This window comes from Halalkalicoccus subterraneus, assembly GCF_003697815.1.
In the GTDB taxonomy this organism is placed as follows: Archaea; Halobacteriota; Halobacteria; order Halobacteriales; family Halalkalicoccaceae; genus Halalkalicoccus; species Halalkalicoccus subterraneus.
Genome location: NZ_RDQG01000001.1, coordinates 1 through 22,302, shown reverse-complemented (window position 1 = coordinate 22,302; position 22,302 = coordinate 1). Strand labels below are relative to the sequence as shown.

Below are 22,302 nucleotides of genomic sequence, written 5' to 3'. Positions count from 1 at the left end.
ATATATCAAAGGAGTTCCATTGAAATGTAACTGAGTATACGAGTGAGTATGTATGTTATACTATCAATATTTACAAAAGACATATTATACACTACATATAGTCAGGATCCGATGTGAAGTGGTGTGGTATTCATCTAATAGCTTATAATTCGACTATCGCCATAACTGATATCCACTCAAGAGCACGAGCGCGAGAAACAGTGGCGTTACCCAGATCCACGGAATTACCATTGACCCTCCCATGGACGAAGCGAGCGAGACGAACACACCGAGGATTCCAATGAGTAGATAAACCAGTACGGCGGTATCGTTCGTCTCGGCTTGATTCATATACGCCCTGACTTGGTCCGCCCGATCGCGAAGTTCGACTTCCTTGCTATCGGTGTCGTAATCAACGACGTCCAAACCGTCCAGTTTGGGAAGGTGTGTTTGATGGAGTGAGACGTAGACGCTCTGACGGACGTTTCGTGGTGGTGGGTTCTCATCGCTCTCAAGCATCGCGATATACTCGGAGAGGTCTCGGATCGTCGCTCGACCATCGTGTTCCGTAAGGAACACGATGACCGCTCGCCGTCTATCGTTGCGGAGGATGTCATGGATTTCACCCTCCGATAATGTCGGCGAGTCGCCATTCATACGTTTCCCCGCATGTCTCTCACAGAAACTCCCCCTTCATCCCCATCTACGGCCACAAGGGGAACTGTTATTATTGTTACGTATTTTTTCAATAGTAATCTACAAGACATTAATTTCGACTGGAGATCATACGAGGCCTGAGCCACATGAACAGTAGCCGTTCGGGTGATCTGGAGTGTTATTTAGCCGCGAAATCGACACCGATAGTCCATCGAGCCGGAAGTCACGCGAGCCACTCGTCGGGTTTCGTGTCGTAGTCGATATCGCTGGCTTCGATCGTCGCCGTCAACTCCTCCTCGAGGTCGGTCGTCTCGAACTCCGTTCCGTCGTATCGGATTCGAACTCCTCGTTCGGACGGTTCGGGCTCCCGATTGCGTCGACGTGCGACTTCAACGTCTTTATCGGATACTTCCCTTCTGATCGTCATGAGGTTTACCGGTCGTCCCCACAGTTCGAACACGCGTGCGAGGGTCTGTTTCGCCTGTTCGATGTCGAGTGCGACGCCGTTATACCGGTGGCCCATCAGCAGCTCGTTTCGATTCCCGAAGTTGGCGTCGTGAACCTCTATCGTCGGCTTGCCGAAGTTCGTGAACTGCAACAGGAGTTTCTTTTTGACGGCGGCGGCGGCGGTACTCGTCGCGCGAAAGTCCCCGGTTGCGTGGGCGTATTCGTAGGTGAAGTAGTCGTGGCGATCGACGAACTCCTGGCTCAGAAACTCGTCGATAAACGTCACGTCGTTGTGGCTCTCCCTGATCTCGGCCATCCGCCGCCAGCCTGCGGTCCGGTCCACGTCCGCGATCGCCTCGTTGACGGTCGCATACAGCGCGTCGTCGAACACGTATCGACCGGCCTGTTCGAGATCCTGTTGTGTGATCCGGTGGAGAACGCCACGGTTTTGCGGTTTCACGAGCGAGTAGTGGCGTTCCGCGAGTCCCTCATACGAGAGGACTTTCCACGGATACCGGTCGAGATCGATCTCGCCCGCCCGCGCCCGTGTGAGTGCATCGGTATCGACTGCACCCTCGAACGCTTCCAGTTCGTCGAGGCGATCAAGAGTTATCTCGCCGAGTGGCGTATGCGGTTCGAGCAGCTCGCGTACCCGCTCGATATCGACGGTATCGTGGAAGTTCCGCCAGGTGACTCCCTCGACACGCAGGAGTTTGTCGATCACCTCGCGCCTGTTTTGGGCGTTCTCGATGTGTTCCCAGAGCTCCTTGCCGAGTTTGTATGGGTTCAGCCCCGGCGAACCGAGCACGCGTGCTTGGTGGTCCGCATAGTCGATGAACTCCGTCGCGTCGGCAAATCCCTCCTCGCCCATCATCATCGACTCCCAGTAGGCGGCCCACCCCTCGTTCATCACCTTCGTCATGCGCTGGGGCGCGAAGTAGTACGCCTCCGTCCGGAGGACGTCAAGCACTTCGCGCTGCCAGGGCTCCATCTCACGGGCGCGCTCGGTGTCCGCGTCGTACTGCTTGCCGTGTTCGCGAAGGAACGCCAGAAGGTCGGAGTCGGGGTGCTCGGGAAACGACTCGGCCGTCTCGTCGTCGCGTTGGCCCTCTAGCCACTCTTCATCGAACACCTCGTGTTTGACCGTCTCGGAGAGTCCAAGCCCATCAAGCGCATTCAGTACGTCCGCCCGTTCCTCGTCGTCGTCCTCGCGGATCCGCTGGCGAACGAACGGGGCGTGCTGGTCGATCGCGTCCTCGATACAAAGCACGTTATCGATCCAGCGTTCGACGTCGCTTCGCTCGATGTCCGGGTCGGCTATCGCGACCTCGATCGCCTTCGCATGGCGTGCGAGCATCGCGGCGGCTTCGGGACTAGTGGCTCGGTCGTCACCGGTGAACAGCCCGAACCAGCGGTTGTTCGCGAAGAAGTCGGCGTGTGCCTCGACGTGCGTGATGACCGCTTTCTGGTCCGCCAGCGTGTTCGACTCCTGCAGGAAGGCGTTCGAGGGATCGTCGTTGTTGACGAGTTCGAACGCCTTGCCGCCGATGAACTGGTTGGTCTTCTGCTGGCGGTCGAACTTCATCCCCCATCGCCAGTGGGGATAGCGCTCCTGAAAGCCGTCGTAGGCGATCAGCTGGTTCATCTCGTCGTTGTCGACGATCCAGTAGTTCACCGGGTACGGTTCGAGCCCGAGCTTTCGCGCCAGTTCGTTTGCCTCCCGTACCGGCTCTTCGAGTTCGTCCGCGATGCGCTGGGCCTCGTAGTTCGTGGTCATGGCTCGTCCTCCGTACTGAGTATCTCGTAGATCGCGTTCGTGACGTTGTCGGGCCCCGAGACGTAGGTCACCGCGACGTTCTCCCGGTCGCCCAGTCGGCGCTCGATCTCCTCGGCGTGGGTCGCATTGATCGCGCTGCCTGAGGGCTGGGTCTCGACGTACGCATGTAGATTCGCCGGGATCCTCTCCATCAGCGGGATCACCCGCTCTTCGGTATCGTTCGAGGAGTTCTCCGAGTCGCCCGCCGCGAACACGTAGCGGTTCCACTCGCGCCACGGGTACCGTTCCTCGAGGATCGCGGCGGCGAGTTCATAGGCCGCGGAGATCTTCGTCCCGCCGCCCGAGCGGATCCCGAAGAACTCCTCGCGTTCGACCTCCCACGCGCTCGCGTCGTGGGCGATGTAGACGAACTCGGCGGTGTCGTACTTGCCCGTGAGATACCAATCGAGCGGGGTGAAGGTCCGTTCGACCAGTTCGCGCTTGTCCTCACGCATCGACCCCGAAACGTCTCGAATGTTGACGACGACGACGTTGTGCTGGGGTTTCGTGACGACCTCGGGGTACCGATAACGTTCGTCCTCGCGCCGAAACGGGATATGCCCGACGCCGTCGCGGCGAATCCGTTGGCTGAGCGGCTCGCGATCGACGTTCTCCTCCATCGTCTCGATGCTGGCCCACCGCCCGCGCTCGGCGTCCGGAAGCGAGTCGAACGCGTCGTCGATCCACGCTTTCGAGACGGGGATATGGTTCGAGCGCGCGTAGGCGAACGCCTCCTCGGGGGTGATTCCCTCGACGCGAAGCAGTTCACGGACGTATTCCTCGTCGAACTCCATCGCCAGCTTTCGCTTGAGACCCTGCTTGAACAGCCGCTCGACGTCGAGCGTGCTGTCGGGTCCCGTTCTGGTCCTGTCGGTCAGCTCGCCCTCCTCCTCGGTTTCGACCTTCTTTCCTTTCGGTTCGAGGTCGAGTCCGAGCCGCTCGTCGAGTTCCTGGGCGAACTCCTCGGGATCCATCTCGTAGTACTCGTGGTCCCCACCCTCCTCTCCGGGTTCGCCGTCATCGCCGTCGCCGGGTTGGGGCTGGGGTTTCCCGACCGGGTCCCCGGGCTCGGGCGTCCCGCCGTTTCCCTGTCCGACGCCGCCCTGGTCGAGGCGGTCGTAGGCGAACTCCGGCAACGAGACGATCTTGATCGGGATGTGGATCTCGTCGCTCTGACCCAGATCGCCGTACTGGATGAACTCCGCGAGGTCCTGTCGGCGCTTCTCGCCCACCTCGCGGTAGCGTTCGAGGTCGTCCTTCAGTCCCATCGGTAGCTCACCTGTCCCATGACGTGCCGGCCGGTCAACTCCGCCGACGCGGGCGAGTAGCCGAACTCCGAGACGAGCGTCTCGATCGTCTCCTCTTTGACGGCCGCGGTTTCGGTGTTCGCCGGCGGATCGTCCCACTGGTCGGGATCGAAGTCGTCGTAGATCCGCGCGACGTCGCTCCAGTCGTGTGTCTCGAGGACGTCTCTGACCACCGGGATGTCGAGCAGGTTCACCTCGTCGATGGCGAAGTCCTCGGTGCGGTTCTGCCACGCGTGGCGGTTCAGTGCCGTAATGACGCGCTCCCTCCTGAACGTTCGAACGGCAGGCATCGGCGTCGTTCCGTCGTACTCGTGGTCGCTGAAGCGCCCCAGATGGTCGGTTTCAAACACCTTCATCTTCAGCGGGTCGGGCTCGACCTCGCCCTGGTCGGTTTCGACGGTGCCGTCGGTCGCCCACGCGTAGACGTGCTCGACGTACTCCTCGACCGTCGATTCGTCGACGCGCTTTTCGTGCATGATCGCGTCGATGACGTCCGCCTCCTGCTGGTCGAAGACGTGGTTTTTGACCGAGACGAGCCGGTCCTCGAACTCGCGGCGCTCGGCCCGCGAGAACATCGGCGCGTCGTGGAGCCGTTCCGCCATCGCGTTCAGCACGTCGCGTGGCATGAGGACGTTCTCGACGGCCAAGTCGGGATGGTTCCGGTCGCGCGCCGTGTTGAGTAGCTCCGCGATCACGTCGCGGGTAAAGGTGACCGGGATCCCGTGTGCGCCGTCGACCGCGTTCGAGTCGAATTCGAAGGCATCGGTTTCGATGCGCTCGTCGCCCTCACGGAGATAGCCCCGGTCGAACAACAGCGCCTTCTCGACCAACGAGAGCCCCTCGGGAAGGTCGTCTCGGTCCAGTCGGGAGACGACGCTGTAAAGCGCCGCCGCTTCGACCGTGTGGGGCGCCAGTTCACGTTCGCGAACTCTCCCGCCGCGCTCGCCGATACGGATCGAGATCGGGGCGCGAACCCGATCGCGGAGTTCCTCGCCGTCGCTTCCCTCCCAGATCGCGGTCTCACCGGTGAGTTCACGGTGGATCAGCTCGCATTCGAGCCGGAGGTTCGTCAGGTACCGGAACTCGTGTCTGTCGAGGCGGCGCTTGAGTGCGCGCAGCGGATCGGCGCCGTTGCGGTCGGCGTGCTGGTTCAACTGTGCATCGAGGTCGGGGTTCGAGATGATCAGCAACTGCGTGTCGACGTCCATCCCGATCGCCTTATCGAGCTTGACGTGGCGCTCGTCGGGGACGTTGAGCAGCTTCTGGAGCAGGTCGGCGTGCTGGGCCGCGTCCTCGACGATCGTCAGCAGGCCGTTGCCCTGTGAGAGCACGCCGTCGTAGCTGAACGCCTGGGGGTTCTTCCGGCCACGCGAGTCGAGTTTCTGTAGCATGCCGGCCATCCAGCTGCCGACCAATCGCTCTTTGGGTCGACCGTCGTCCTCCGAGTGGAGCACGCCGATCCCCCGTCCCACGTCGACGACGTAGTTCGTCACCCGCAGGTGGCGCGGATCGGTCACCGCCGAGAAGAGGTCCGCGACGCCCTCCCGACGATACCGCTTCTCGAGGTGCTCGTAGGCCTCCCGACTGAAGGGATCGAGCTCCGTCTCCGCGCGAACCGGCGTGTGATCGTCGTATTCGGCGTCGAGGTCCTCGAGGATCGCCTCACGAACCGGTTCGGGGAACACCGACAGCGGGTTCGACTGGACGGGGCTCTGATACCAGCTGTCCTCGTCGACTTTCGGAGTGTCGCCGTAGGTCAGCCCGGGCGCGTCCTCGGCGCTCGCGATGTTCCACTCCACGGTGTACCGGCGCCCTTCGGGCGTCTTCGAGTACTCCCGGAGCCCGTTGACCAGACACCGCTTGAGTTCAGATTTGCCAGTGGCAGTCGGCCCGTCGAACCAGATGATCTTCTCCTCCTTGCCCCGCCCGGCGGCGATCGAGCGCAGGTCGTCGACGAAGTCGTTGAGCACCCCGGTGTTGCCCAGGATCGCGTGCTCGCCGTCGTTGTGCGGGTCGTCGAAGAAGCGATAGCGTTCGCGCTCCTCGCCCTCCTCTATCACCGTCCGGGTTCCGGCGGCCTCGATCGCGCTCAGGAGGTATTTCGAGGCGTGGGCGCCGATCGAGGGGCGGGAAAACAGCCGGTCGACGTACTCCGCGAGGCTCATGGGCTCCTCGTAGGCCGCGTCGAGCTCTCGGTCCGCCTCCCGAACGTACTCGGTCCCGCTCATGTCTCGAGTTCGCTTTTGGCGACCTCCGCGCCGGCGAACTCGAGTACCTCCATTGCGCCCTCCTTGGAGTAACCCTGTTCGATCAGCGCGTCGACCCAGGCGTTTCGCTCGTCGTCGTCGAGTTCGTTCGCGCTCACCAGTGCCGAGAAGTTGATGTTGTGTTTCTTGTCCTCCCAGAGCTTCCGTTCGAGCGCCCGGCGCAGGCGGTCGTTGTCCTGCGGGCTGAACGCCTCGCCCTCGCGCGCTCGCCGGGAGACCCAGTTCGAGACCTCCTGGCGGAAGTCGTCCTTTCGGTCCTCGGGGATCTCCAGTTTCTCCTCGACCGCTCTGAGAAACGTCTCGTCGGGATCCTGCTCGCGCCCGGTGAGATCGTCCGGAACGGTGTCGTCGTCGATGTACGCCATGACGTGATCCATGTACTTCTCGCCCTGGCGTTGGATCTCGTCGACGTCGTAGGCCAGCGCGTGGCGCACGTCCTCGATGGCCCGTTCCTTGTACTCCTCCCGAACGAGTTCGAGATATCGGTGATACCGCTCGAAGTTCTCCTCGGGGATCGAGCCGTGGTTCTCCAAGTTCTCCTCGAAGTGGGTGAACACCGCGAGCGCCGAGAGATACCCGCGCCCGCGATGCATCGAGTCCATGATCGCTTCCGCGATTTCGTCGCCGATGAACCGCGGCGAGACGCCGACCATCGCCTCGGCGATCTCGGCGTTCGATTCGCCCTCCTCGCGGAGCTTCTTCACGTCGATGTCGTCGCCGTCGCTCGACTCGCCGTTGTAGGCTTTCGCCTTCTGGATGATGTCGACGGCCTCGGTGTCGGGCTCCTCGATCCGGGTCAGCACGCCGAACAGCCCCGCCATTTCCAGGGTGTGGGGCTCGACGTTGATGTCGGGGACGTCCGCGTTGTTGAGCAGCTTCCCGTAGATCTCGGATTCGGCGACGTACTCCAGTACGTACGGGAAGTCGATGCGTTTGGTCCGGTCGTTGAAGGCCTCCATCGACTCGTCGCCCTTCTTCTCGCGGTACTCGGGCATGTTGGTCCGGCCGACGATCACTTGGTCGATGTCGATCCGGGGGTTGTTCTTGGGCTTGATCGTCTGTTCCTGGGTCGCGTGCAGGAAGTCATAGAGGAACTCCCGCTGGAGTTTCAGTAATTCCTCGCCCGAGAAGATCCCCCTGTTGGCGTTACAAAAGGCTCCCGAGTAGTCGAAGGCGCGCGGATCCGATTCGCCGTAGACGGCGATCTTCGAGTAGTTGACGTCACCCGTCAGTTCGGTCTCGTCCTGGTTCTTTTTGTCCTTTGGCTCGAAGGTCTCGATCGCCTGGCGCTTGTTCTCGTCGGCGAGCAGTCGGACGACCTCGACGTGGTTCTCGAGCACGGTTTGAAGGTCGTCGTCGTAGTAGGCGAGCAGGCGATCCATGTAGAAACTGGAGGCAGGATCCAGCGACTGCTCGTTTCGAATGGTGTAGGGCGCCTCGAGGCGTTCGTTGATCTCGTCGACGACCTGCTGGCGTTGTTCGAGGGGCAGGAGGATCAGGGGATCCTGGTTCATCGGCGATTGGACCACGTCGTCGGCGGGGTCCTGATCCGGAATGACGTCACAGAGGTTCGTCCACCGGAACGTGTACATCCGGCCCTCCTCGCGGGCGGTATAGTCCTCGAAGTAGCTCCTGAGTTGGGAATCGAACGCGGATTTGCCCGAGCCGACCGGCCCCAAGAGCAGCTTGATCCGGCGGTCGGGGCCCAGTCCGCGGGCCCCGCTTTTGACCTTGTTGACGAACTCGTGGATCGCCCGGTGGACGACTTCCCCATAGAAGGTGTTCTCGCCGTCGCCCAACGGGTCCTCGGACGCCAAGAGGTACTCGACGGTTCCCGAGCCCTCGTCGTAGCGCGTCCCGTAGTAATCGAACATGTCCGCGACGCGCTGGTGTGCGTTTCTGGTGATCTTCGGATCGTCGTGAACGGCCTCCAAGTACCACGCGAACGTCTTCGAGTCGCGTAGGTCGCTCGGGACCGTCTCTCTGTACTGCTGACTGAGGGTTTTGAGGGTGTTGTCACCGGTCATGGTTGTTGGTGGAATCGGAGAGGCACGCTTTCGGTCGACGATGCCGATGAGCTACCGACGACCGAAGATAGGGAGAGAGACCGAGACCAACTGATCCGCGTCACCGACGAAACGGTATCACACCCGGCAGTGAACCGCCACGACTGAATCGATACGGGCCGACACGGAGAGCGTGGACGGTTGATGGTTGCTGTCATGGGAACGGGAGCGCTGTCGGCGCCCCGCTCGGGACTACCCGGGAGGGGAAACCGACAGTGCGGATCGTTCGGCGGGCGGATACCGATACTATTTAATAATGGTGTGCCTCGTTAGCATAAGTCTTTCTCTAGTCGTGCCCATCGGTTTACGACCCGAGGGCCTTTGTTCTCGGGTGACGATCTCGGTGTATGGAGGAGCCCCCGGCGGGCTGGACGCGCTGGAGCGACGAGCCCGACCGACAGGTGTTCGTCTACCGGCCGGACGTGTTCGACTCGCAGACGTTTCCGGCGCCCTGTCTGCCGACGCTGTACCTGAGCGACAGTCCACACAGGAGTCGCAGACCCGAACAGCGCTACAACCGCGGCGGGAACGGGTGGTATCTCACCCTCTATCTCGAACCGGAGGTGGTCCTCACAGAGGAACGCTACGACGACCGGGCGGCCGCGGACGACGCTGCGGCCGTGCTCACACGCCGATTTTCCGACGGCGAACTCGACTACCGGGGTGCCTATCAGGTCCCGCGTGAGGCGTACCTCGACCGGCTCGACGAACTGACCGGGCGAGAGGCTTAACCCGCGCATCGGCGTATCACCGTTTATGAGTACTCTCACGCTGATCGGGACTCGACTCGCGGAGGCCGGAACCGAGTTCGTCTACCACGGCGAGGCCGCCGCCTGCGAGGGCTGTCCATATCGGAGCCAGTGTCTGAACCTCGTCGAGGGCCGGAAGTACCGCGTCGAGAGCGTCCGGGAGAACGCCCAGACCCTGGAGTGTGGCGTCCACGATACGGGCGTCAATGCAGTCGAGGTCACACCGGCGAGAACGGAAGCGAACGTCCCTTCGAAGGGGCTGTACGCAGGAAGCAAAGCGCGTCTCGCCGGCGACTGTCCTTACACGGAGTGTCCGAGCCACGAACTTTGCGTTCCCGACGGTATCGACTTCGACGAGGAGTACAGAGTAACGGAAGTCATCGGGGACCCGCCCCACGACTACTGTATGCTGGACCGCGAACTCACGACCGTGGAGTTCGCAGCCCCCGAGGAGTGAAGCGCTGGTCTGTGAACTGTATCGCGAGGGCGGCGTTCGGGGCGTCGAACTCGGTGGGTTCGCCTTCCCGAACACTGACCGACCGGAGCTCGTCCGTCTCGCCCTCCCACGGAGATCCTATCACGACGAGCACCTCGAACACGTCGCAGAGACGGCCGACGCGGTCGTCGAGCGAAGCGAGAACGTTCGAGGACTAGCAGTCATCTCGGAGCCCGAGAACGAGGCGCTTCGTTACTTCAACGCCGAGCTCCGTCCCGTCTAGGGGCCGTGTTCGAGCGCATCAGCGTAGGTGTAGTCCTCCTCACGGGCCTCGGGATGGACGCCGTCGAATCGGATCCGCCATCCTTCGATCGTGGTTGGATCGTCGAGGGCGTTCGACAGCGCCGTCCGGATGTCGACGACGTCGACGCCATAGAAGTCCCGTGGCACGCCGTGGAGATACTGGAGGGCGGTTTCGAACAGCGATCGCATGCCCGCGTCATCGTGGAAGTCGACGTGTTTGTAGGTGCCGGCAGCGACCTGCACCATCCCGTGGAGGAACTTGCTCTCGGTGTTGCCACTGCCGTAGTTGTACCACTCGTCCTCGAAACAGTCGTGTGATTCGTGGTAGGCCCCCGAGTTGAAGAGTCGAGCACCATGGATCGTCGCCCGCCTGAGCGTCCCGTGCTCCCACCCGTTCGACGGCCCTCGGTTCGGTTCCCACCCGGTCGGGCTGCCCGAAATCGGCGGCCCGACGGTGTCGTCCCGGGTGTGGTCGTCCATACAGGCCCTTGTGCCTACGCGTGCCTAACGGTTCGGTTCGCCGGCCGTCAGTAGACCGCCTCGCGGATCTCGTCTCTGAGCGTGTCGAACGCCGCGAGGTATTCGCGGCGTTCCTCGCGCAGCGCGGCGAGTTTTTCGCCATACGCGTCGTGGTTCTCCGCGAGGCGGAACTCCTCGATCGCCATTTCCGGCACCCGCTGTGGAACCTCGAATCCTAACTGGTCGTCGTGGGTCCATTCGATCTCGTCGCGTGCGGCGGCGGTGAGGATCGCGATGGTGTCCTCGACGCCGATTTCCTGTGAACCGACGGAGCCGGTGTTGAGGACGAAACACTCCGCGTCGGTCTCGTCGATCAGGTCGGCAAAGCGGTTGCCCTCTTCGCCCTCCGGCCCGACGATGAAGGGGTTGGTCCCGACGACGCGGATCGACTCGCCGGCCCGATCGGGATCGCCGGCACTGGTCTCGACCGACTCGCCGAGCATGAACGCCACCGCCGCCTGCTCGGGGCTCAGGCGTGCAATGGGCGGCATGAGCGGATTGCGCGTGATGAAAAACACCTGATCGGCGCGATCGCAGTCGATCTCGGGGGCGGCACTCGGGAGGTCGTCCCGGCGGATCACTGCCCGGCCGTTGGTAGTGAGCGAGCCGTCGTCGAAGTCGACGGTACCGTCCTCGGCGACGGCGACGTTTTCGAGGACCGCATCGGGTCGAGTTGCGGCTCGGTACAGCGCGGGCTGTTCTTCGGCGTCGAGTCCGATAGTCTTGATGTAGAGACCGCCGCCCTCGCTACCCGCGAGGGTGTCGGGAAAGAGCGCACAGACGTCGTCCTGCAACATGACCGCCGACTCGGGCGAATCGAGCCAGCAGCCGTGGCCCGTGAGCGTCGATTTCCCGGTTCCCGAGAGCCCGAGGAAGGCCTGATACACCTCCGAGAGCCCGTCGTCGTCCTCGAGGGTCAACCGCTTGGTCCCGGCGTGTAGTCCCAGCCCGCCGCGCTGTTTCGCCCGGTACATGAACAGTCGGAGGAACGACTTCTTCGCTTCGCCCGTATAATCGCTACCGAGGACGACGGTGAGGCCCTCCTCGGGGAGCACCCGGATCGCGGTTTCCTCGGTATCGGGCAGCTGGAGGGTGTAGAAATCGGGTTCGTGGCCATCGGGAGCGGGATCGAGCAGCTTCGCCCACGCCAGTGCGATTCGACCGTACTCCTTCGGAACGAACAGCCGACAGCAGTAGGCGTGCTCGGGGTGGCGACCGACCATCCGGTCGAAACAGACCAGTTCGGTCGTCCCGGCGGCCGAAAGCGCACGGTCGATGAGATCCCAGTCCTCACCCGTGAACGTGTGATCGACCGCGTTTTTCGTGCGCTCGGAGCTCCGGGATCGGAACTGGCTGACGTAGCTCGGGCTACCGTACTCGGTGGTCGTTTCGAGGGGCTTCGAGAACGCACGGAGTTCCTCGAAACTCGGTTCGTAGAGCACCGTTTCGGAGGCGGGATCGGGGAATTCGGACTCGGGATCGACCGATCGGGCCCTCTCGATGGTCTCGCCGGGGGTCGCGTCGCCGGACATATTACCCCTACCGTCGCTTGTACCCTTAATTATACCGTGGCTATAAATCACACAGCCGATTTCTGCAAGAAATTAACTCGTATCGTAGTATCATCACCGCGGAGATAGACGCACGGTCGGTTTCCGGCTACGGCGCGATTCGGAATCTTTTAGCGGCCGGCTAACTGACCAGTCGGTGCGTGCGAGGGTAGCCAAGCCCGGAAACGGCGGCGGACTCAAGATCCGCTCCTGTAGAGGTCCGTGGGTTCAAATCCCTCCCCTCGCACTCGAAAGAGTGCGGAAGGCGCTCTCGGAGCGCTCTTCCCTCGCAAAGTTCTCACAGACCCCGACCGTCAGTCCCAACGCTCGGGACTGGATACGAAAAACGGTATCGACCGCTCGCATTCAGTCGGCCGACGTGGCTCCCAACCGCTGGCGATGGTCGCAGTTGAGACACGGCCAGATACGAAGCGGCTTCCCACACGTCTGACAGTGCCATTCCGGGTATCGTCTGTTCATCGATCCCACAGTGTGATACAGTATCATACTTGGGTATATGTCTTTGGATTCTTGTCAATTTTAATTTAAATAATACCTACTATTTGAGTCCGACTGTTTCCCATGCCGACGCCGACGTGACCTCTTGCTCAATATCATGCTCGGGAAGCTCGCCACCTCCCGTCGGATGTGCAGGTACGATCCGTCCTACGGGCTGGACTCGGCATCGGGGTCGACGAACTTCGGGCCTGGTCGTGTCCCTCCGAATGAAGGAGGACGAAACGTATCGTCAGAGCTAGACCGGAACCCTAAAACTCCTCGCATACACCTACTGAAACATGGACGGCGTTTCCGATCGCATCGACCCGGTCCAGGCGTGGGTCGCCGCCGCGGTCACGGCGATCACCGCCCTCGTAATCGGTGCGGTTGCCTTTCCTCGGCAGGTTTATGATGGATTTCTCTGGCGATATTTCTGGGGGCCGGTCGTCGCGGACGGCACCGGCAACGCCTGCGCACAGCGCATCAACGGCGAGGCAGTCCTCGGTGGCGACTGTGTGACGGGCGTCGTCGCCGAACCGGGTTACACGACGATATCGACCGTGAGCTACGCGCTCATATTGGTGTTCGCGCTGGTCGGCGTGATATTCCTCCTTCGTCGCCTCGATCTCGGCTTCGGACAGGGGTTTTTCTTCGCGCTGTTCCCGTTCATGCTGTTCGGCGGCGCGCTGCGAACCGTCGAGGACGCGAGCGTCGCCCTGCTTCGGACCACCGGTGAACCCGCGATCGGCTTCCCGCTCAGCAGCCTGTTCATCAGTCCGTTCATCTACTTCACGGTCTTTTTCGTCACGCTTGCAGCGCTGCTGGTAAGCGTCGCCGCCGAACGACGGGGACTGGTCAGTCGCTACGAGTACCCGCTCGCGGGGATCGGCGCGCTCGCGTTCGCAGTCACCATCGGCTCCCTCGTCTGGCTCGCCACGAGCACGGACGCTATCGAGACCAACCCGACGATCACGATCATCACGGTCGTCGGTGCGACGGTCGTCGCGGCGCTGGCGTGGATCGGAACCGAGCGGTTCGCCCCCGATGTGAACGACGCGACCGGCTACATGGGGATCCTCGTCATCTGGGGTCACACCGTCGACGGGTTGGCGAACGTTCTCAGCCTCGACTGGGCGACCGAACTCGGGATCCCGTCCTACTCGCCGAAACACGTCGTCAACAGCGCGATCATCGACATTACCAGCACGGTTCAGCCCGCGTCCGTCTCGGCGGCCATCGGAACCGCCTGGCCGTTCTTGTTCGTCAAGATCGCGGCCGCGTTGTTCGTCGTGTGGGTCTTCAACGACGAGATCTTCGACGAGAGTCCCCAGTATTCGATGCTACTGTTGGTCGCGATCCTCGCTGTCGGACTCGGACCGGGAACACGCGACACCCTTCGGGCTACGTTCGGTGTGTAGGTTTCCCGAACGGTATGTCAGCTAGTGTATAGATTTAAGTGAGCACATGTACTACCAGTACCGATGATAGGAGAACGGGGTCCGGAGGACAAACTCCATCTCCCGGCGTACAGGGGCGGCTGTTACTACGGACGGGTCGACGACTGCTGTTTGCTCTGTGTCGGCCGGGTCGTCATGAGTCACTCGGCGGGCGTCTTCCGAATCGGAACGAAAAACGCCGCCGCCCAGACCCACGAACTGATCGGCGAGCGCGTCGAAATTCCGATTAGTACTGGACACGAGGACGGCGGTGTCGAACGCGTCAGCGGGGAGATCACCGACGTATTCGACCTCGGCGACGAGCCGAGCGTCCTCTCCGTCGAGTTGGACACCGGCGAGCGACTCGCGCTGTCGATCAAACACCTCGCTTAGGGGTACGGATGGGGGTCGCGTTCGAGGCGCGGATCGAATCCCATCGACGCTGGTACGGACCGTGCCCGCTCGCCGAAGACCGGTTCGCGCGTGAAGAGTGGCTGGGCCTCGGGAACGACGACGCGCACGGCCTCGAACCCGAGTTCGCGGACGTCGACCGGTGTGAGCCACGCCGCGGACGGGGACAGTCCAACGTCGCCCAGACGCGAGACGACCGAATCGAGTTCCCGCTCGGAATCGAGCGGTTCGCTTCCGACCGCGCTCGCTTGGATCTGCCCCGAAACCTCGATGAGGTCGGCGGCGGGTTCCGGGAAGGAGGCGTACCGCCCGATCCAGCCTGACTCCTCGCCCGCGGTCTCGGCCCCCATCGAACGAAGCTCCATCCAGTTTTGGAGTGCCTCGCACAGCGCGGATCGAACCGCGGCCGTCGCATCGAGGTCGGCGGCCGAGCCGAGCGCGAAGCGCGGCCACTCACCGTCGTTTCCGGTTTCGCTCTCACGGTGGACGGCGACCGCGACGACGGGCACATCCACGTCCTGTGTCACCAACAGCGGCGTCACGGAAAGCCCCTCGCTGGCCGCCCGCCGGGTAAGCGTCGCGACGGTTTCGTCCTCGACGCCGAGTCCGAGCGGTTCGAACGTCGAGTACCACGCGAGCATCGTCGCGTCGCGCTCGATCACCTCGTACAGCCCGGACAGAAGCGCCTCCGAGCGTGTGTTCCCCAGTCCCAGACCGGTCGTGATCGCCGATCCGAAGCGTTTCTCCGGTGGCGGGAACTGGACGAACTCGGCCGGGATCGAGACCGGCTCATCGGTGTCGAGCCGTTCGCCTACCACCCACGGGATCTCGGTGTCGGTCGGCTCGGCGCGGACGAATCGCTCCGGAGCGATCGCGTCATCGAGATCGTCGGAACGGGCGTATTCGAACCACTCGTCGCGATACACGCCCGCACTGTAGCGCTCGAACGCTTCGCCGAGCGCCTTCATATACGCCGCGTCCCAGTCAGGCGCGACGCCCGCCGCCTGCGTCGGCGCGCTGGCGTCGCTGAAGTCCGTCGTTTCGGCGGCTGTCGCCAGATAGTACGGGGCCGGAAACGACGCGATCTCTCCGACGGTCCGGACGATCCCGAGTCGATCGTCGACGCCACCCTCGGCGTGGGCGATCGCCTCCTCGACCGAGCGCTCTTCGCCCGCCTCGGTCGGCGGACCCGACGGACCGCCGCAGCGATCGCACGTCGGAATCGGAAGCAGTCGGCGTTCCGTATACGGGAGTTCGAGTACGCGTCCGAAGAGTTCGTTTCCTTCCTGTAGAGTCGCTGCGAGCCGATTGCCCGCAAGCGCACCCGCCAGTCGTGCGTCGCCCGGATCCACGTCGGCCTCGTCCGTCTCCACGTCGCCGGCTCCGACTCGCGATCCGAGACATCGGTAACAGCCCGTTTCGGGGGCAAAACCCACAACCGACGCACTGACACCCGCAATCGAAACTCCTCCGATACCGCCGAGTTCGATCGCCACCCACGGTCCGTCGCGTTCGTCGTTGACGCTGCGGAAGCGTTCGCTGCCGACCCGATCGATAACGACGGCGAGCCGGTGATCCGATAGCTCGTCGGGGGAACACTGCTCGACGGAAACGGGTATATCGCCGAGCGCGGCGGCTACGGACTCGGCTGCGGGACCGGAACCGACGAGGCCGACTGAGACGTCCATGCGTCGGCTCGGGTCGGAACCGGAATAAAACCGACCGGATCTAGTTCAGCAGGTTTTGTGCGACGCTCGCGAGCTGGTCGGTGTTCGCATCGCGTAGCCGTTCATCGCCGAACTTCAGTCGAAGTCGCGGGCGGCCGACGTCGATCGGGACCTTCTCGGTGTCGATCAGGCCCATGTCCTCGAGGCGGGTCTTCGTCCGGGAGAACGTCGCCTTGCTCGCGATACCGACGTCCTCGCCCCACTTCGAGATGTCGTAGAGCAGGACCTCGTTTTTCGCCGCGACGAGCAGGCTGATTGTCACCTCATCGAGGCCGTCACCGTCGCCACGGGCCGTCTGCAGCGAGTCGAGAACACCGCTGAAGTCGGCTTCGATCGAGTCGCCGATCTCGTCGGAAAGCGTCGTTCGCACCCGTGAGAGGGGCGGCGTCCGGAGCTTGAACTCGGTCGCGTCATTCCACGTCGCGTCGTAAGCGTCGTAGGCGAGCGAGACGAACTCCTCGTCGTCGGTGGTCAATCCGGCCACCGTATCGCCGACGTTGACGAGCGCGACGACCTCGCTGGGTGTGACGAGCAGCGAGTTCTCGCTTCCGTCTGCGAGCGTGCGAAGCTCGAGCGAGTCGTCGTCGACGAGATTCGCGGCGTTGCTCGCGAGGATGAAGTCGCTCATCACCGTTTTGAGCGTCGACTCGTCGCCGAGCAGGCGCATTCGAGGACGGTCGTCGATATCGCCGGCGACGTCGACCAATTCCTCGATCGCGTCCGCGGACGGGTTCACTACGAGCAGGTCCTCGGAAGCGGACCCGAGTACCGTTCGTAGTATATCTTCGATGTTATCATCGAGTAAATTTGAGGCCATAGTTGTGGGTGTACAATGGTTTCTCAGCTATTTAATTATAACGGCTGAGAGAGGGTTGATATCACGAGATAAATGCTTTCAGTCGTATCTTTCCCTATCATCCGTTCGCGGGGTGCTCGCGGGAATCGACGGCGTGAATTCCGCATGGTATGGCTCTCTCAGTTCTGAGAACGGAGGTGGCTCGCCAGTTCCTCGGGCCAGTAGAACTGGCCGTCGTAGACGATCGGCGCATTGACGGATTCCAACATCTCGAGGATCGCATCGCGATCGAGGACCGACTCCGGGGTCGTCCCGTAGAGATGCGGCGTGTCGTTTCCGATCCCCCGCGGGACGTACCAGCCACCGGCCGTCCAGTTCGGGAGGACGTCGTAGCCGACGGAAAAGCCCGGTTCGAGCGGTTCGAGCGTCAGCGTTCCCGGATGGCGGTCGCGCCTTCCGCCCAGAACGTGTGTGCCGTCGCCGACGACGGCGTAGTTCTTGCCCATCATGATCCGGCGGCGGGCGAGTTGCATCGCCCGGTCGATGCTGAACCCGTAGACCAGCAGGCGTGCGAACGTCGTCCCAACGGTCGCGGCCTGCTCGTTGAGCACCTCCGAGAAGGTCACCCCGCCGGCGACGCTGCCACGCTCGACGAGCGCCTTCCCCTCGTGGAACGAGCCACAGGCGTTCAGGAAGAACGTCTGGGCGTTGCTCTCCTCGAGGTCCGCGATCGAGAGGTTGCCGTCGGTACAGCGCAGCCCGCCGACGTCGCAGTGGCCCACGTAGTGGACGAACGCGCTCGGGCGCTCGAACACCGACGACAGCTCCGAACGCGTCAGCTGGTGATGGACCGAAACGTCGATCGGGAGGTCGCTCGCGTGTTCCTCGTAGATCCGGGTGACCTCCGCGTACTCGTTTTCCATCTCGGGGTCGTTCTGCACGACGATAAAGGGCAATCGTCCGTCGGTATCGAGGCCCGAGAGACCGTTCTCGAACGCCTCGACCCGCGCGTTGAACACGTCGATCGGCGTCGTCTCGTCGAGCCAGGCGTGCGAACGGGCCGGACCGAGGACGGGCGTGGTCACGTCGACTGAAACCGCGGGGGCGTCCCGTCGGTAGAAGTCGGTCAGTGACCGCTGGAGCAGTTCTTCCTTATCGAGCGCCCGCGTTTCCGGCGGCTGGACGAGGCTCATCCTGTCGAGCGCGTACGGGAGCGCCCGCCCGCCATCCGGAGTGGCCGGGAGGTACGTCGCCAGGTGCCACTCGGGGAGCTCGAGCGACTCCGCATCGAGGTCGAGATAGGCGGCGAGTCGCCGAACCGGATCCGAGAGCCGATCGGAGTCGATCCCGAGGGCGTTCGGATCCGGCAGGCCGGCGAGCGAGGGACCCATCTTCCGACAGCAACAATCGAGGTAGAAGGCCCGCCGGAGCACCGAAGCGACCGCGCTCGGCAGGTCGCCCTCGAGACGATGGGTCACGCCCGGCGCAACGATCGTGGGCACGTCGACGGGTTCGACTGTGACCTCGGCCTGCAGGTAGTACGCGAGCGGCGCGACGATCAGCACCGACGCCAGATCGTCCGGGACGTGCAGTTCGATTCCCGTCTCGGCCGTTCCGTCGACGATCCCTTCGGGGATCGTGACGCGATCGCCGTAGGCGATCCGTGAGGGGTGGCCCCGAAGCGCGGGCAGCGATTTCTCGGGACCGGTCGTCTCGAACCCGGCGTGGAGGTGCGAGATCGCCCGCGCGAGTCCGGCGGGCGTCGGCGGGACTTCGATCGTGGATTCGGGCTCGCGGATCGGGCTCCTGAACCCGAGCGTGACCGACTGTCGATCGCCGAAGCAGAGCTCCAGCGAGCGTCCGGGTGTTCGAACGGTCGCGGGACCGTCGAACCGGACCGCGGTCTCGATCGGCGTCGAAACGTCGAGGAGGTACGTGTCGGGGGGGAGTTCGGTTCGCTCGGTTCCGAGAGACGCGTGTGTCGTATCAGTTAGGCTCGTGATAGTTGCGTGGCTGGCGCCGAATCCGAGCTTCGAAACCTGTCCGGAAACCGTTGTATCGACTGGTCGCGGGAGCGTCCCGCCCGAGTAGAACTCGCCCCAATCGGGCGCCGCTATCTCGACGGCGGCACGGCGATCCGACACCTTGAGCCCCGCCGTGGTTACCTCCCAGTCGATCATCGTGTGACATAGACTGATTTCACCGGTAGATAATAGGTCTGTCGGAGGCGGATAATGGTTAGTTAAACGAACAACTACGCCAGGGCAACGGGTAACGGGAGCGATATGGGGTAGATTTTAGCCGTCCGTATCGAATGGTGCGCCATGGAGTACGACACCGTCCGCGAGATCGATCCCGAGATCGCAGACGCGCTCGAAGGCGAAGTCACACGACAACAGGAGGGCCTGCAGATGATCGCGAGCGAGAACCACGTCTCGCCCGCCGTCATGGAGGCCCAGAGCAGCGCGCTGACCAACAAGTACGCCGAGGGGTATCCCGGCAAGCGCTACTACGCCGGCTGCGAACACGCCGACACCGTCGAAACCCTCGCGATCGAGCGCGCAAAGGAGCTCTGGGGTGCCGAGCACGTCAACGTCCAGCCCCACAGCGGCTCGCAGGCCAACATGGGCGTCTACCTCGCCGTTCTCGACCCGGGCGATAAGATCCTCTCGCTCGACCTCACCCACGGCGGGCACCTCTCCCATGGCCATCCCGCGAACTTCACGGGCCAACTGTTCGAGGTCGAGCAGTACGAGGTGGACCCCGAGACGGGCTACATCGACTACGAGGGGCTTGCAGAGCAGGCCGAGGAGTTCGATCCCGATATCATCGTCTCCGGATACTCCGCCTATCCCCGCGAGGTCGAGTGGGAGCGGATCCAGGAGACCGCAGACGAGGTGGATTCGTACCATCTGGCTGACATCGCCCACATCACCGGCCTCGTCGCCGCGGGCGTCCACGCCTCGCCGGTCGGGACCGCGGACTTCGTCACCGGTTCGACCCACAAGACGATCCGGTCGGGTCGCGGCGGGATCATCATGTGCGAGGAGGAGTTCGCCGACGACGTGGATTCGGCGGTTTTCCCCGGGGCGCAGGGTGGCCCACTGATGCACAACATCGCCGGCAAGGCCGTCGGATTCAAGGAGGCACTCGAACCCGAGTTCGAGGAGTACGCAGAGCAGGTCGTCGAGAACGCCGAGACGCTCGGCGAAACGCTACAGGACCACGGCTTCTCGCTGGTGTCGGGCGGTACCGACACGCATCTCGTGCTCGTCGACCTCCGGGAGTCACACCCCGAGACGACCGGCGGGGACGCCGAAGAGGCACTGGAGGACGCGGGGATCGTCCTGAACGCCAACACCGTTCCCGGCGAGACCCGAAACGCGTTCAATCCGAGTGGAATTCGAGCCGGAACGCCCGCGATCACGACCCGCGGGTTCGGTGAGGAGGAGATGCAGGCGGTCGGCGACGCCATCGCCCGCATCGTCGAGAACCACGACGACGAGACCGTGCGCAACGAAGTGCGCGAGGAGGTCCGCGCGCTCTGTCAGTCCCACCCGCTGTACGAGGACGCGTAGGTCCCACCCGCGCGCGCTTATTTCTTCGGCGACGTACCACGTCGTATGGCAACAACCACCAGTACCACGGCTACGAACCGTGAGCGGATCGTCGGAACCGTCTCCTAATGGCCCGGTGTCGAGACTGGTCCCCATCGGTTCGGATCGACCGATTTCACCGTCGACGGCCGCGAGATTGGCCATATCCACGGCGAACGGGTGCTCGATATCAACTTCCCAAAGCGGATGGAAGAACGACTGATCGCGGACGGACCGGCGAGCATCGCTTTGCCGGCGGCGGCTGGACGACCTACCGGATCGACCCTACGGGCGGTAGCGATCACGCCCTTCGTCTGCTTCGTCTCTCGTACTGCTACACCGTCCTGATGCGGCGACGCCCCACCGGGGCGGCGATCCTCGCGGAGACGGGTCTCGAGGCGGAACTGGATCGACTCGATCGCGAACCCGACCTCCGGGCGACGTTCGACCGAATGCGAGAGTGAAAAGCCGACTGTTAGCCGGCGTAGGAGCTCTCGCCGACGACCTCGACGAACTCGCCGTAGCCCACGGAGTCGTCGGGCTGGAACTCCTTGACGGCGACCCGCACGCGCTTGCCGACGTGTTCGGGACCGGCGTTCGAGACGTACAGCCGCGTGTCACCAACGAGCGCGAGTGCTGACTCCTCGCCCGGGTCGTACTCCGCGAGGAAGACGTTGACCTCCTTGCCGGGCTGGAGGGTCGGACGGGTCGTGCGTAGCGACCAGCCCTTGAGGTACTTCGAGAGGAAGCTCATACCCGCGCCACCTCCGAGGACTCGCGGTCGATCAGATACTCGCGGCCGAAGCCGGTGATCGCCGCGAGGACGAACACCGCCACCAGCAGCCAGCCGTGGAAGACGAACGGGACGACCTCGATGGGGTTCACGAGAAGGGATTGGTCGAACCACTCGTACTGGTTCGGGAGGTCCTGCATCGCCGTGTAGCCGACGAGCACTCCGCCCGACCACGGGAAGATGTAGCCAAGCGCCGCGGTCTGGGCGTCGAGGATGTTCGCCCGGCGATAGCCGTTGAGGTTGAACCGCTCGCCGACCTTCGAGATGTAGGGCCCGATGGCGACCTCGGCGGCGGTGTTGATCGTGATGATCGCGTTGATCAGCGCCGCCGACCCGACCATGGTGAGTTCGGCGTTTCTGACGTTCGTCGCGAGGTTCTCGAGCGACCAGTCGAGGATTGCCTGGAAGGCCCCTCCTCGGATCATGATCTGGGCGGCGGCGATGATGAGCAAGACGAGAATGGAGAGCGTGAAGAAGCCGGATGCCCCGTCGACGATGCTCCCGCCGACGCCGACCGCGTCGGGGTCCTCGACGATCTGCAGGAACGGGAGGAAGGCAAGCGGCCCGGCCAGCGGTGCGTCCGCAGGCGCGCTGAAGGAGACGATGTCGCTGACGGCGGTCAGTCCAAACAGGAGGTTCGCGCCGACGGCGACGACGATCCCCCACGAAATCGCCTCCACGATGTGGCGGCCGGCGACCGCCGTTCCGATCACCGCGGCCATCGACAGCAGGTGGACCAACCCGATGGGCTCGCTCTCGGCGACGAGGATCTCCCGGGCGTCGCCCGCGATCTCGACGCCGGGCATGATCGAACTCGCGAGCACGTAGCCCGCCAGCGCGAGGATCGCGGCGACGATGGCGTACTTGAACCGCGAGGCGACGACGCCGCCGATGTCCGAGTCCTGCGTGACCGCGCTGACGATCGTCGTGTCGCTGACGGGCGCGAGGT

General features: G+C 63.3%; 18 protein-coding genes, 1 tRNA gene and 1 pseudogene. 8 read left to right on the top strand and 12 right to left on the bottom strand.

Features of this window, described 5'->3' with window-relative positions; all coding sequences use genetic code 11:
* Positions 1-153: 153 nt before the first annotated feature.
* The 5 genes from EAO80_RS00100 to EAO80_RS00080 form a co-directional block, all read right to left on the bottom strand.
* The gene (locus EAO80_RS00100) at positions 154-636 is read right to left on the bottom strand and encodes a DUF7344 domain-containing protein (RefSeq protein ID WP_449404311.1); all 483 of its coding nucleotides are present in this window, start codon (positions 634-636) and stop codon (positions 154-156) included.
* Positions 637-859: 223 nt separating this feature from the next.
* On the bottom strand, positions 860-2,860 hold the full coding sequence (locus EAO80_RS00095; protein WP_122087920.1) for a SpoVR family protein: 2,001 nt from the start codon (positions 2,858-2,860) through the stop codon (positions 860-862).
* A complete protein-coding gene (locus EAO80_RS00090) occupies positions 2,857-4,167 on the bottom strand; it encodes a YeaH/YhbH family protein (protein ID WP_122087919.1) in 1,311 nt (436 codons plus the stop codon). Before EAO80_RS00090 ends, EAO80_RS00095 begins: the two co-directional genes overlap by 4 nt.
* Positions 4,158-6,434 carry a PrkA family serine protein kinase gene (locus EAO80_RS00085; protein WP_122087918.1) on the bottom strand — a complete coding sequence of 759 codons (2,277 nt, stop codon included), beginning with the start codon at positions 6,432-6,434 and terminating at the stop codon, positions 4,158-4,160. Before EAO80_RS00085 ends, EAO80_RS00090 begins: the two co-directional genes overlap by 10 nt.
* Positions 6,431-8,500 (bottom strand): PrkA family serine protein kinase, encoded by a 2,070-nt coding sequence (locus EAO80_RS00080; RefSeq protein WP_122087917.1) that lies wholly within the window; start codon positions 8,498-8,500, stop codon positions 6,431-6,433. Before EAO80_RS00080 ends, EAO80_RS00085 begins: the two co-directional genes overlap by 4 nt.
* A gap of 386 nt (positions 8,501-8,886) precedes the next feature.
* Here EAO80_RS00080 and EAO80_RS00075 point away from each other — a divergent pair, with 386 nt between their 5' ends.
* The 3 genes and pseudogenes from EAO80_RS00075 to EAO80_RS20150 form a co-directional block, all read left to right on the top strand.
* A complete protein-coding gene (locus EAO80_RS00075) occupies positions 8,887-9,270 on the top strand; it encodes a DUF5820 family protein (protein ID WP_122087916.1) in 384 nt (127 codons plus the stop codon).
* A 25-nt stretch (positions 9,271-9,295) separates the two neighbouring features.
* Positions 9,296-9,745, top strand: coding sequence for a UPF0179 family protein (locus EAO80_RS00070; protein ID WP_122087915.1), 450 nt, complete (start codon positions 9,296-9,298; stop codon positions 9,743-9,745).
* Positions 9,744-10,007: pseudogene (locus EAO80_RS20150) on the top strand (tyrosine phenol-lyase); the annotation flags it as partial. The gene EAO80_RS00070 and the pseudogene EAO80_RS20150, both read left to right, overlap by 2 nt.
* Here the strand turns inward: EAO80_RS20150 and EAO80_RS00060 are convergent.
* Both EAO80_RS00060 and EAO80_RS00055 read right to left on the bottom strand, forming a co-directional pair.
* Complete coding sequence (locus EAO80_RS00060; RefSeq protein ID WP_122087914.1) at positions 10,004-10,507, bottom strand: DUF309 domain-containing protein; 504 nt, start codon at positions 10,505-10,507, stop codon at positions 10,004-10,006. The pseudogene EAO80_RS20150 and the gene EAO80_RS00060 overlap by 4 nt on opposite strands.
* Before the next feature lie 47 nt (positions 10,508-10,554).
* Entirely contained in the window at positions 10,555-12,078 is a 1,524-nt protein-coding gene (locus EAO80_RS00055; protein WP_122087913.1) for a phosphoenolpyruvate carboxykinase (ATP), read from the bottom strand.
* A gap of 181 nt (positions 12,079-12,259) precedes the next feature.
* On the opposite strand from EAO80_RS00055, the gene EAO80_RS00050 reads away from it, so the two are divergent.
* From EAO80_RS00050 to EAO80_RS00040, 3 genes are all read left to right on the top strand, one after another.
* Positions 12,260-12,343 (top strand) — tRNA-Leu (locus EAO80_RS00050).
* Positions 12,344-12,893: 550 nt separating this feature from the next.
* Positions 12,894-14,012, top strand: coding sequence for a DUF63 family protein (locus EAO80_RS00045; protein WP_122087912.1), 1,119 nt, complete (start codon positions 12,894-12,896; stop codon positions 14,010-14,012).
* A gap of 63 nt (positions 14,013-14,075) precedes the next feature.
* The gene (locus tag EAO80_RS00040) at positions 14,076-14,423 is read left to right on the top strand and encodes a hypothetical protein (RefSeq protein WP_122087911.1); all 348 of its coding nucleotides are present in this window, start codon (positions 14,076-14,078) and stop codon (positions 14,421-14,423) included.
* On the opposite strand, the gene EAO80_RS00035 is transcribed toward EAO80_RS00040, so the two are convergent.
* The 3 genes from EAO80_RS00035 to EAO80_RS00025 form a co-directional block, all read right to left on the bottom strand.
* Positions 14,420-16,129 (bottom strand): YcaO-like family protein, encoded by a 1,710-nt coding sequence (locus EAO80_RS00035; RefSeq protein ID WP_122087910.1) that lies wholly within the window; start codon positions 16,127-16,129, stop codon positions 14,420-14,422. The two genes, EAO80_RS00040 and EAO80_RS00035, sit on opposite strands and share 4 nt — an antisense overlap.
* A 40-nt stretch (positions 16,130-16,169) precedes the next feature.
* The gene (gene tbsP, locus EAO80_RS00030; RefSeq protein ID WP_122087909.1) at positions 16,170-16,985 is read right to left on the bottom strand and encodes a transcriptional regulator TbsP; all 816 of its coding nucleotides are present in this window, start codon (positions 16,983-16,985) and stop codon (positions 16,170-16,172) included.
* Positions 16,986-17,143: 158 nt separating this feature from the next.
* Entirely contained in the window at positions 17,144-19,144 is a 2,001-nt protein-coding gene (locus EAO80_RS00025) for a hypothetical protein (RefSeq protein WP_122087908.1), read from the bottom strand.
* A 144-nt stretch (positions 19,145-19,288) separates the two neighbouring features.
* Between EAO80_RS00025 and glyA the strand changes: the two genes are divergently transcribed.
* Positions 19,289-20,542 (top strand): serine hydroxymethyltransferase, encoded by a 1,254-nt coding sequence (glyA, locus tag EAO80_RS00020; RefSeq protein WP_122087907.1) that lies wholly within the window; start codon positions 19,289-19,291, stop codon positions 20,540-20,542.
* Positions 20,543-20,649: 107 nt separating this feature from the next.
* Positions 20,650-21,024: a hypothetical protein gene (locus EAO80_RS20990; RefSeq protein WP_449404310.1), complete on the top strand. Its 375-nt coding sequence runs from the start codon at positions 20,650-20,652 to the stop codon at positions 21,022-21,024.
* 11 nt (positions 21,025-21,035) lie between these two features.
* Here EAO80_RS20990 and EAO80_RS00010 read toward each other — a convergent pair whose 3' ends face one another.
* Positions 21,036-21,314, bottom strand: a complete 279-nt coding sequence (locus tag EAO80_RS00010; RefSeq protein ID WP_122087906.1) for a DUF7513 family protein — start codon at positions 21,312-21,314, stop codon at positions 21,036-21,038.
* A partial coding sequence (locus EAO80_RS00005; RefSeq protein ID WP_281272961.1) for a Na+/H+ antiporter NhaC family protein occupies positions 21,311-22,302 on the bottom strand: 992 nt, incomplete at its 5' end. The genes EAO80_RS00005 and EAO80_RS00010, both read right to left, overlap by 4 nt.

What these genes read in the sequence shown, in the direction of transcription:
- glyA (WP_122087907.1), top strand. Translation starts at nt 19,289, where the DNA reads ATGGAGTACGACACCGTCCGCGAGATCGATCCCGAGATCGCAGACGCG.
- EAO80_RS00010 (WP_122087906.1), bottom strand. Translation starts at nt 21,314, where the DNA reads ATGAGCTTCCTCTCGAAGTACCTCAAGGGCTGGTCGCTACGCACGACC.
- tbsP (WP_122087909.1), bottom strand. Translation starts at nt 16,985, where the DNA reads ATGGCCTCAAATTTACTCGATGATAACATCGAAGATATACTACGAACG.
- EAO80_RS00095 (WP_122087920.1), bottom strand. Translation starts at nt 2,860, where the DNA reads ATGACCACGAACTACGAGGCCCAGCGCATCGCGGACGAACTCGAAGAG.
- EAO80_RS00090 (WP_122087919.1), bottom strand. Translation starts at nt 4,167, where the DNA reads ATGGGACTGAAGGACGACCTCGAACGCTACCGCGAGGTGGGCGAGAAG.
- EAO80_RS00025 (WP_122087908.1), bottom strand. Translation starts at nt 19,144, where the DNA reads ATGATCGACTGGGAGGTAACCACGGCGGGGCTCAAGGTGTCGGATCGC.
- EAO80_RS00060 (WP_122087914.1), bottom strand. Translation starts at nt 10,507, where the DNA reads ATGGACGACCACACCCGGGACGACACCGTCGGGCCGCCGATTTCGGGC.
- EAO80_RS00100 (WP_449404311.1), bottom strand. Translation starts at nt 636, where the DNA reads ATGAATGGCGACTCGCCGACATTATCGGAGGGTGAAATCCATGACATC.
- EAO80_RS00040 (WP_122087911.1), top strand. Translation starts at nt 14,076, where the DNA reads ATGATAGGAGAACGGGGTCCGGAGGACAAACTCCATCTCCCGGCGTAC.
- EAO80_RS00045 (WP_122087912.1), top strand. Translation starts at nt 12,894, where the DNA reads ATGGACGGCGTTTCCGATCGCATCGACCCGGTCCAGGCGTGGGTCGCC.
- EAO80_RS00055 (WP_122087913.1), bottom strand. Translation starts at nt 12,078, where the DNA reads ATGTCCGGCGACGCGACCCCCGGCGAGACCATCGAGAGGGCCCGATCG.
- EAO80_RS00075 (WP_122087916.1), top strand. Translation starts at nt 8,887, where the DNA reads ATGGAGGAGCCCCCGGCGGGCTGGACGCGCTGGAGCGACGAGCCCGAC.
- EAO80_RS00035 (WP_122087910.1), bottom strand. Translation starts at nt 16,129, where the DNA reads ATGGACGTCTCAGTCGGCCTCGTCGGTTCCGGTCCCGCAGCCGAGTCC.
- EAO80_RS00085 (WP_122087918.1), bottom strand. Translation starts at nt 6,434, where the DNA reads ATGAGCGGGACCGAGTACGTTCGGGAGGCGGACCGAGAGCTCGACGCG.
- EAO80_RS20990 (WP_449404310.1), top strand. Translation starts at nt 20,650, where the DNA reads ATGGCCCGGTGTCGAGACTGGTCCCCATCGGTTCGGATCGACCGATTT.
- EAO80_RS00070 (WP_122087915.1), top strand. Translation starts at nt 9,296, where the DNA reads ATGAGTACTCTCACGCTGATCGGGACTCGACTCGCGGAGGCCGGAACC.
- EAO80_RS00080 (WP_122087917.1), bottom strand. Translation starts at nt 8,500, where the DNA reads ATGACCGGTGACAACACCCTCAAAACCCTCAGTCAGCAGTACAGAGAG.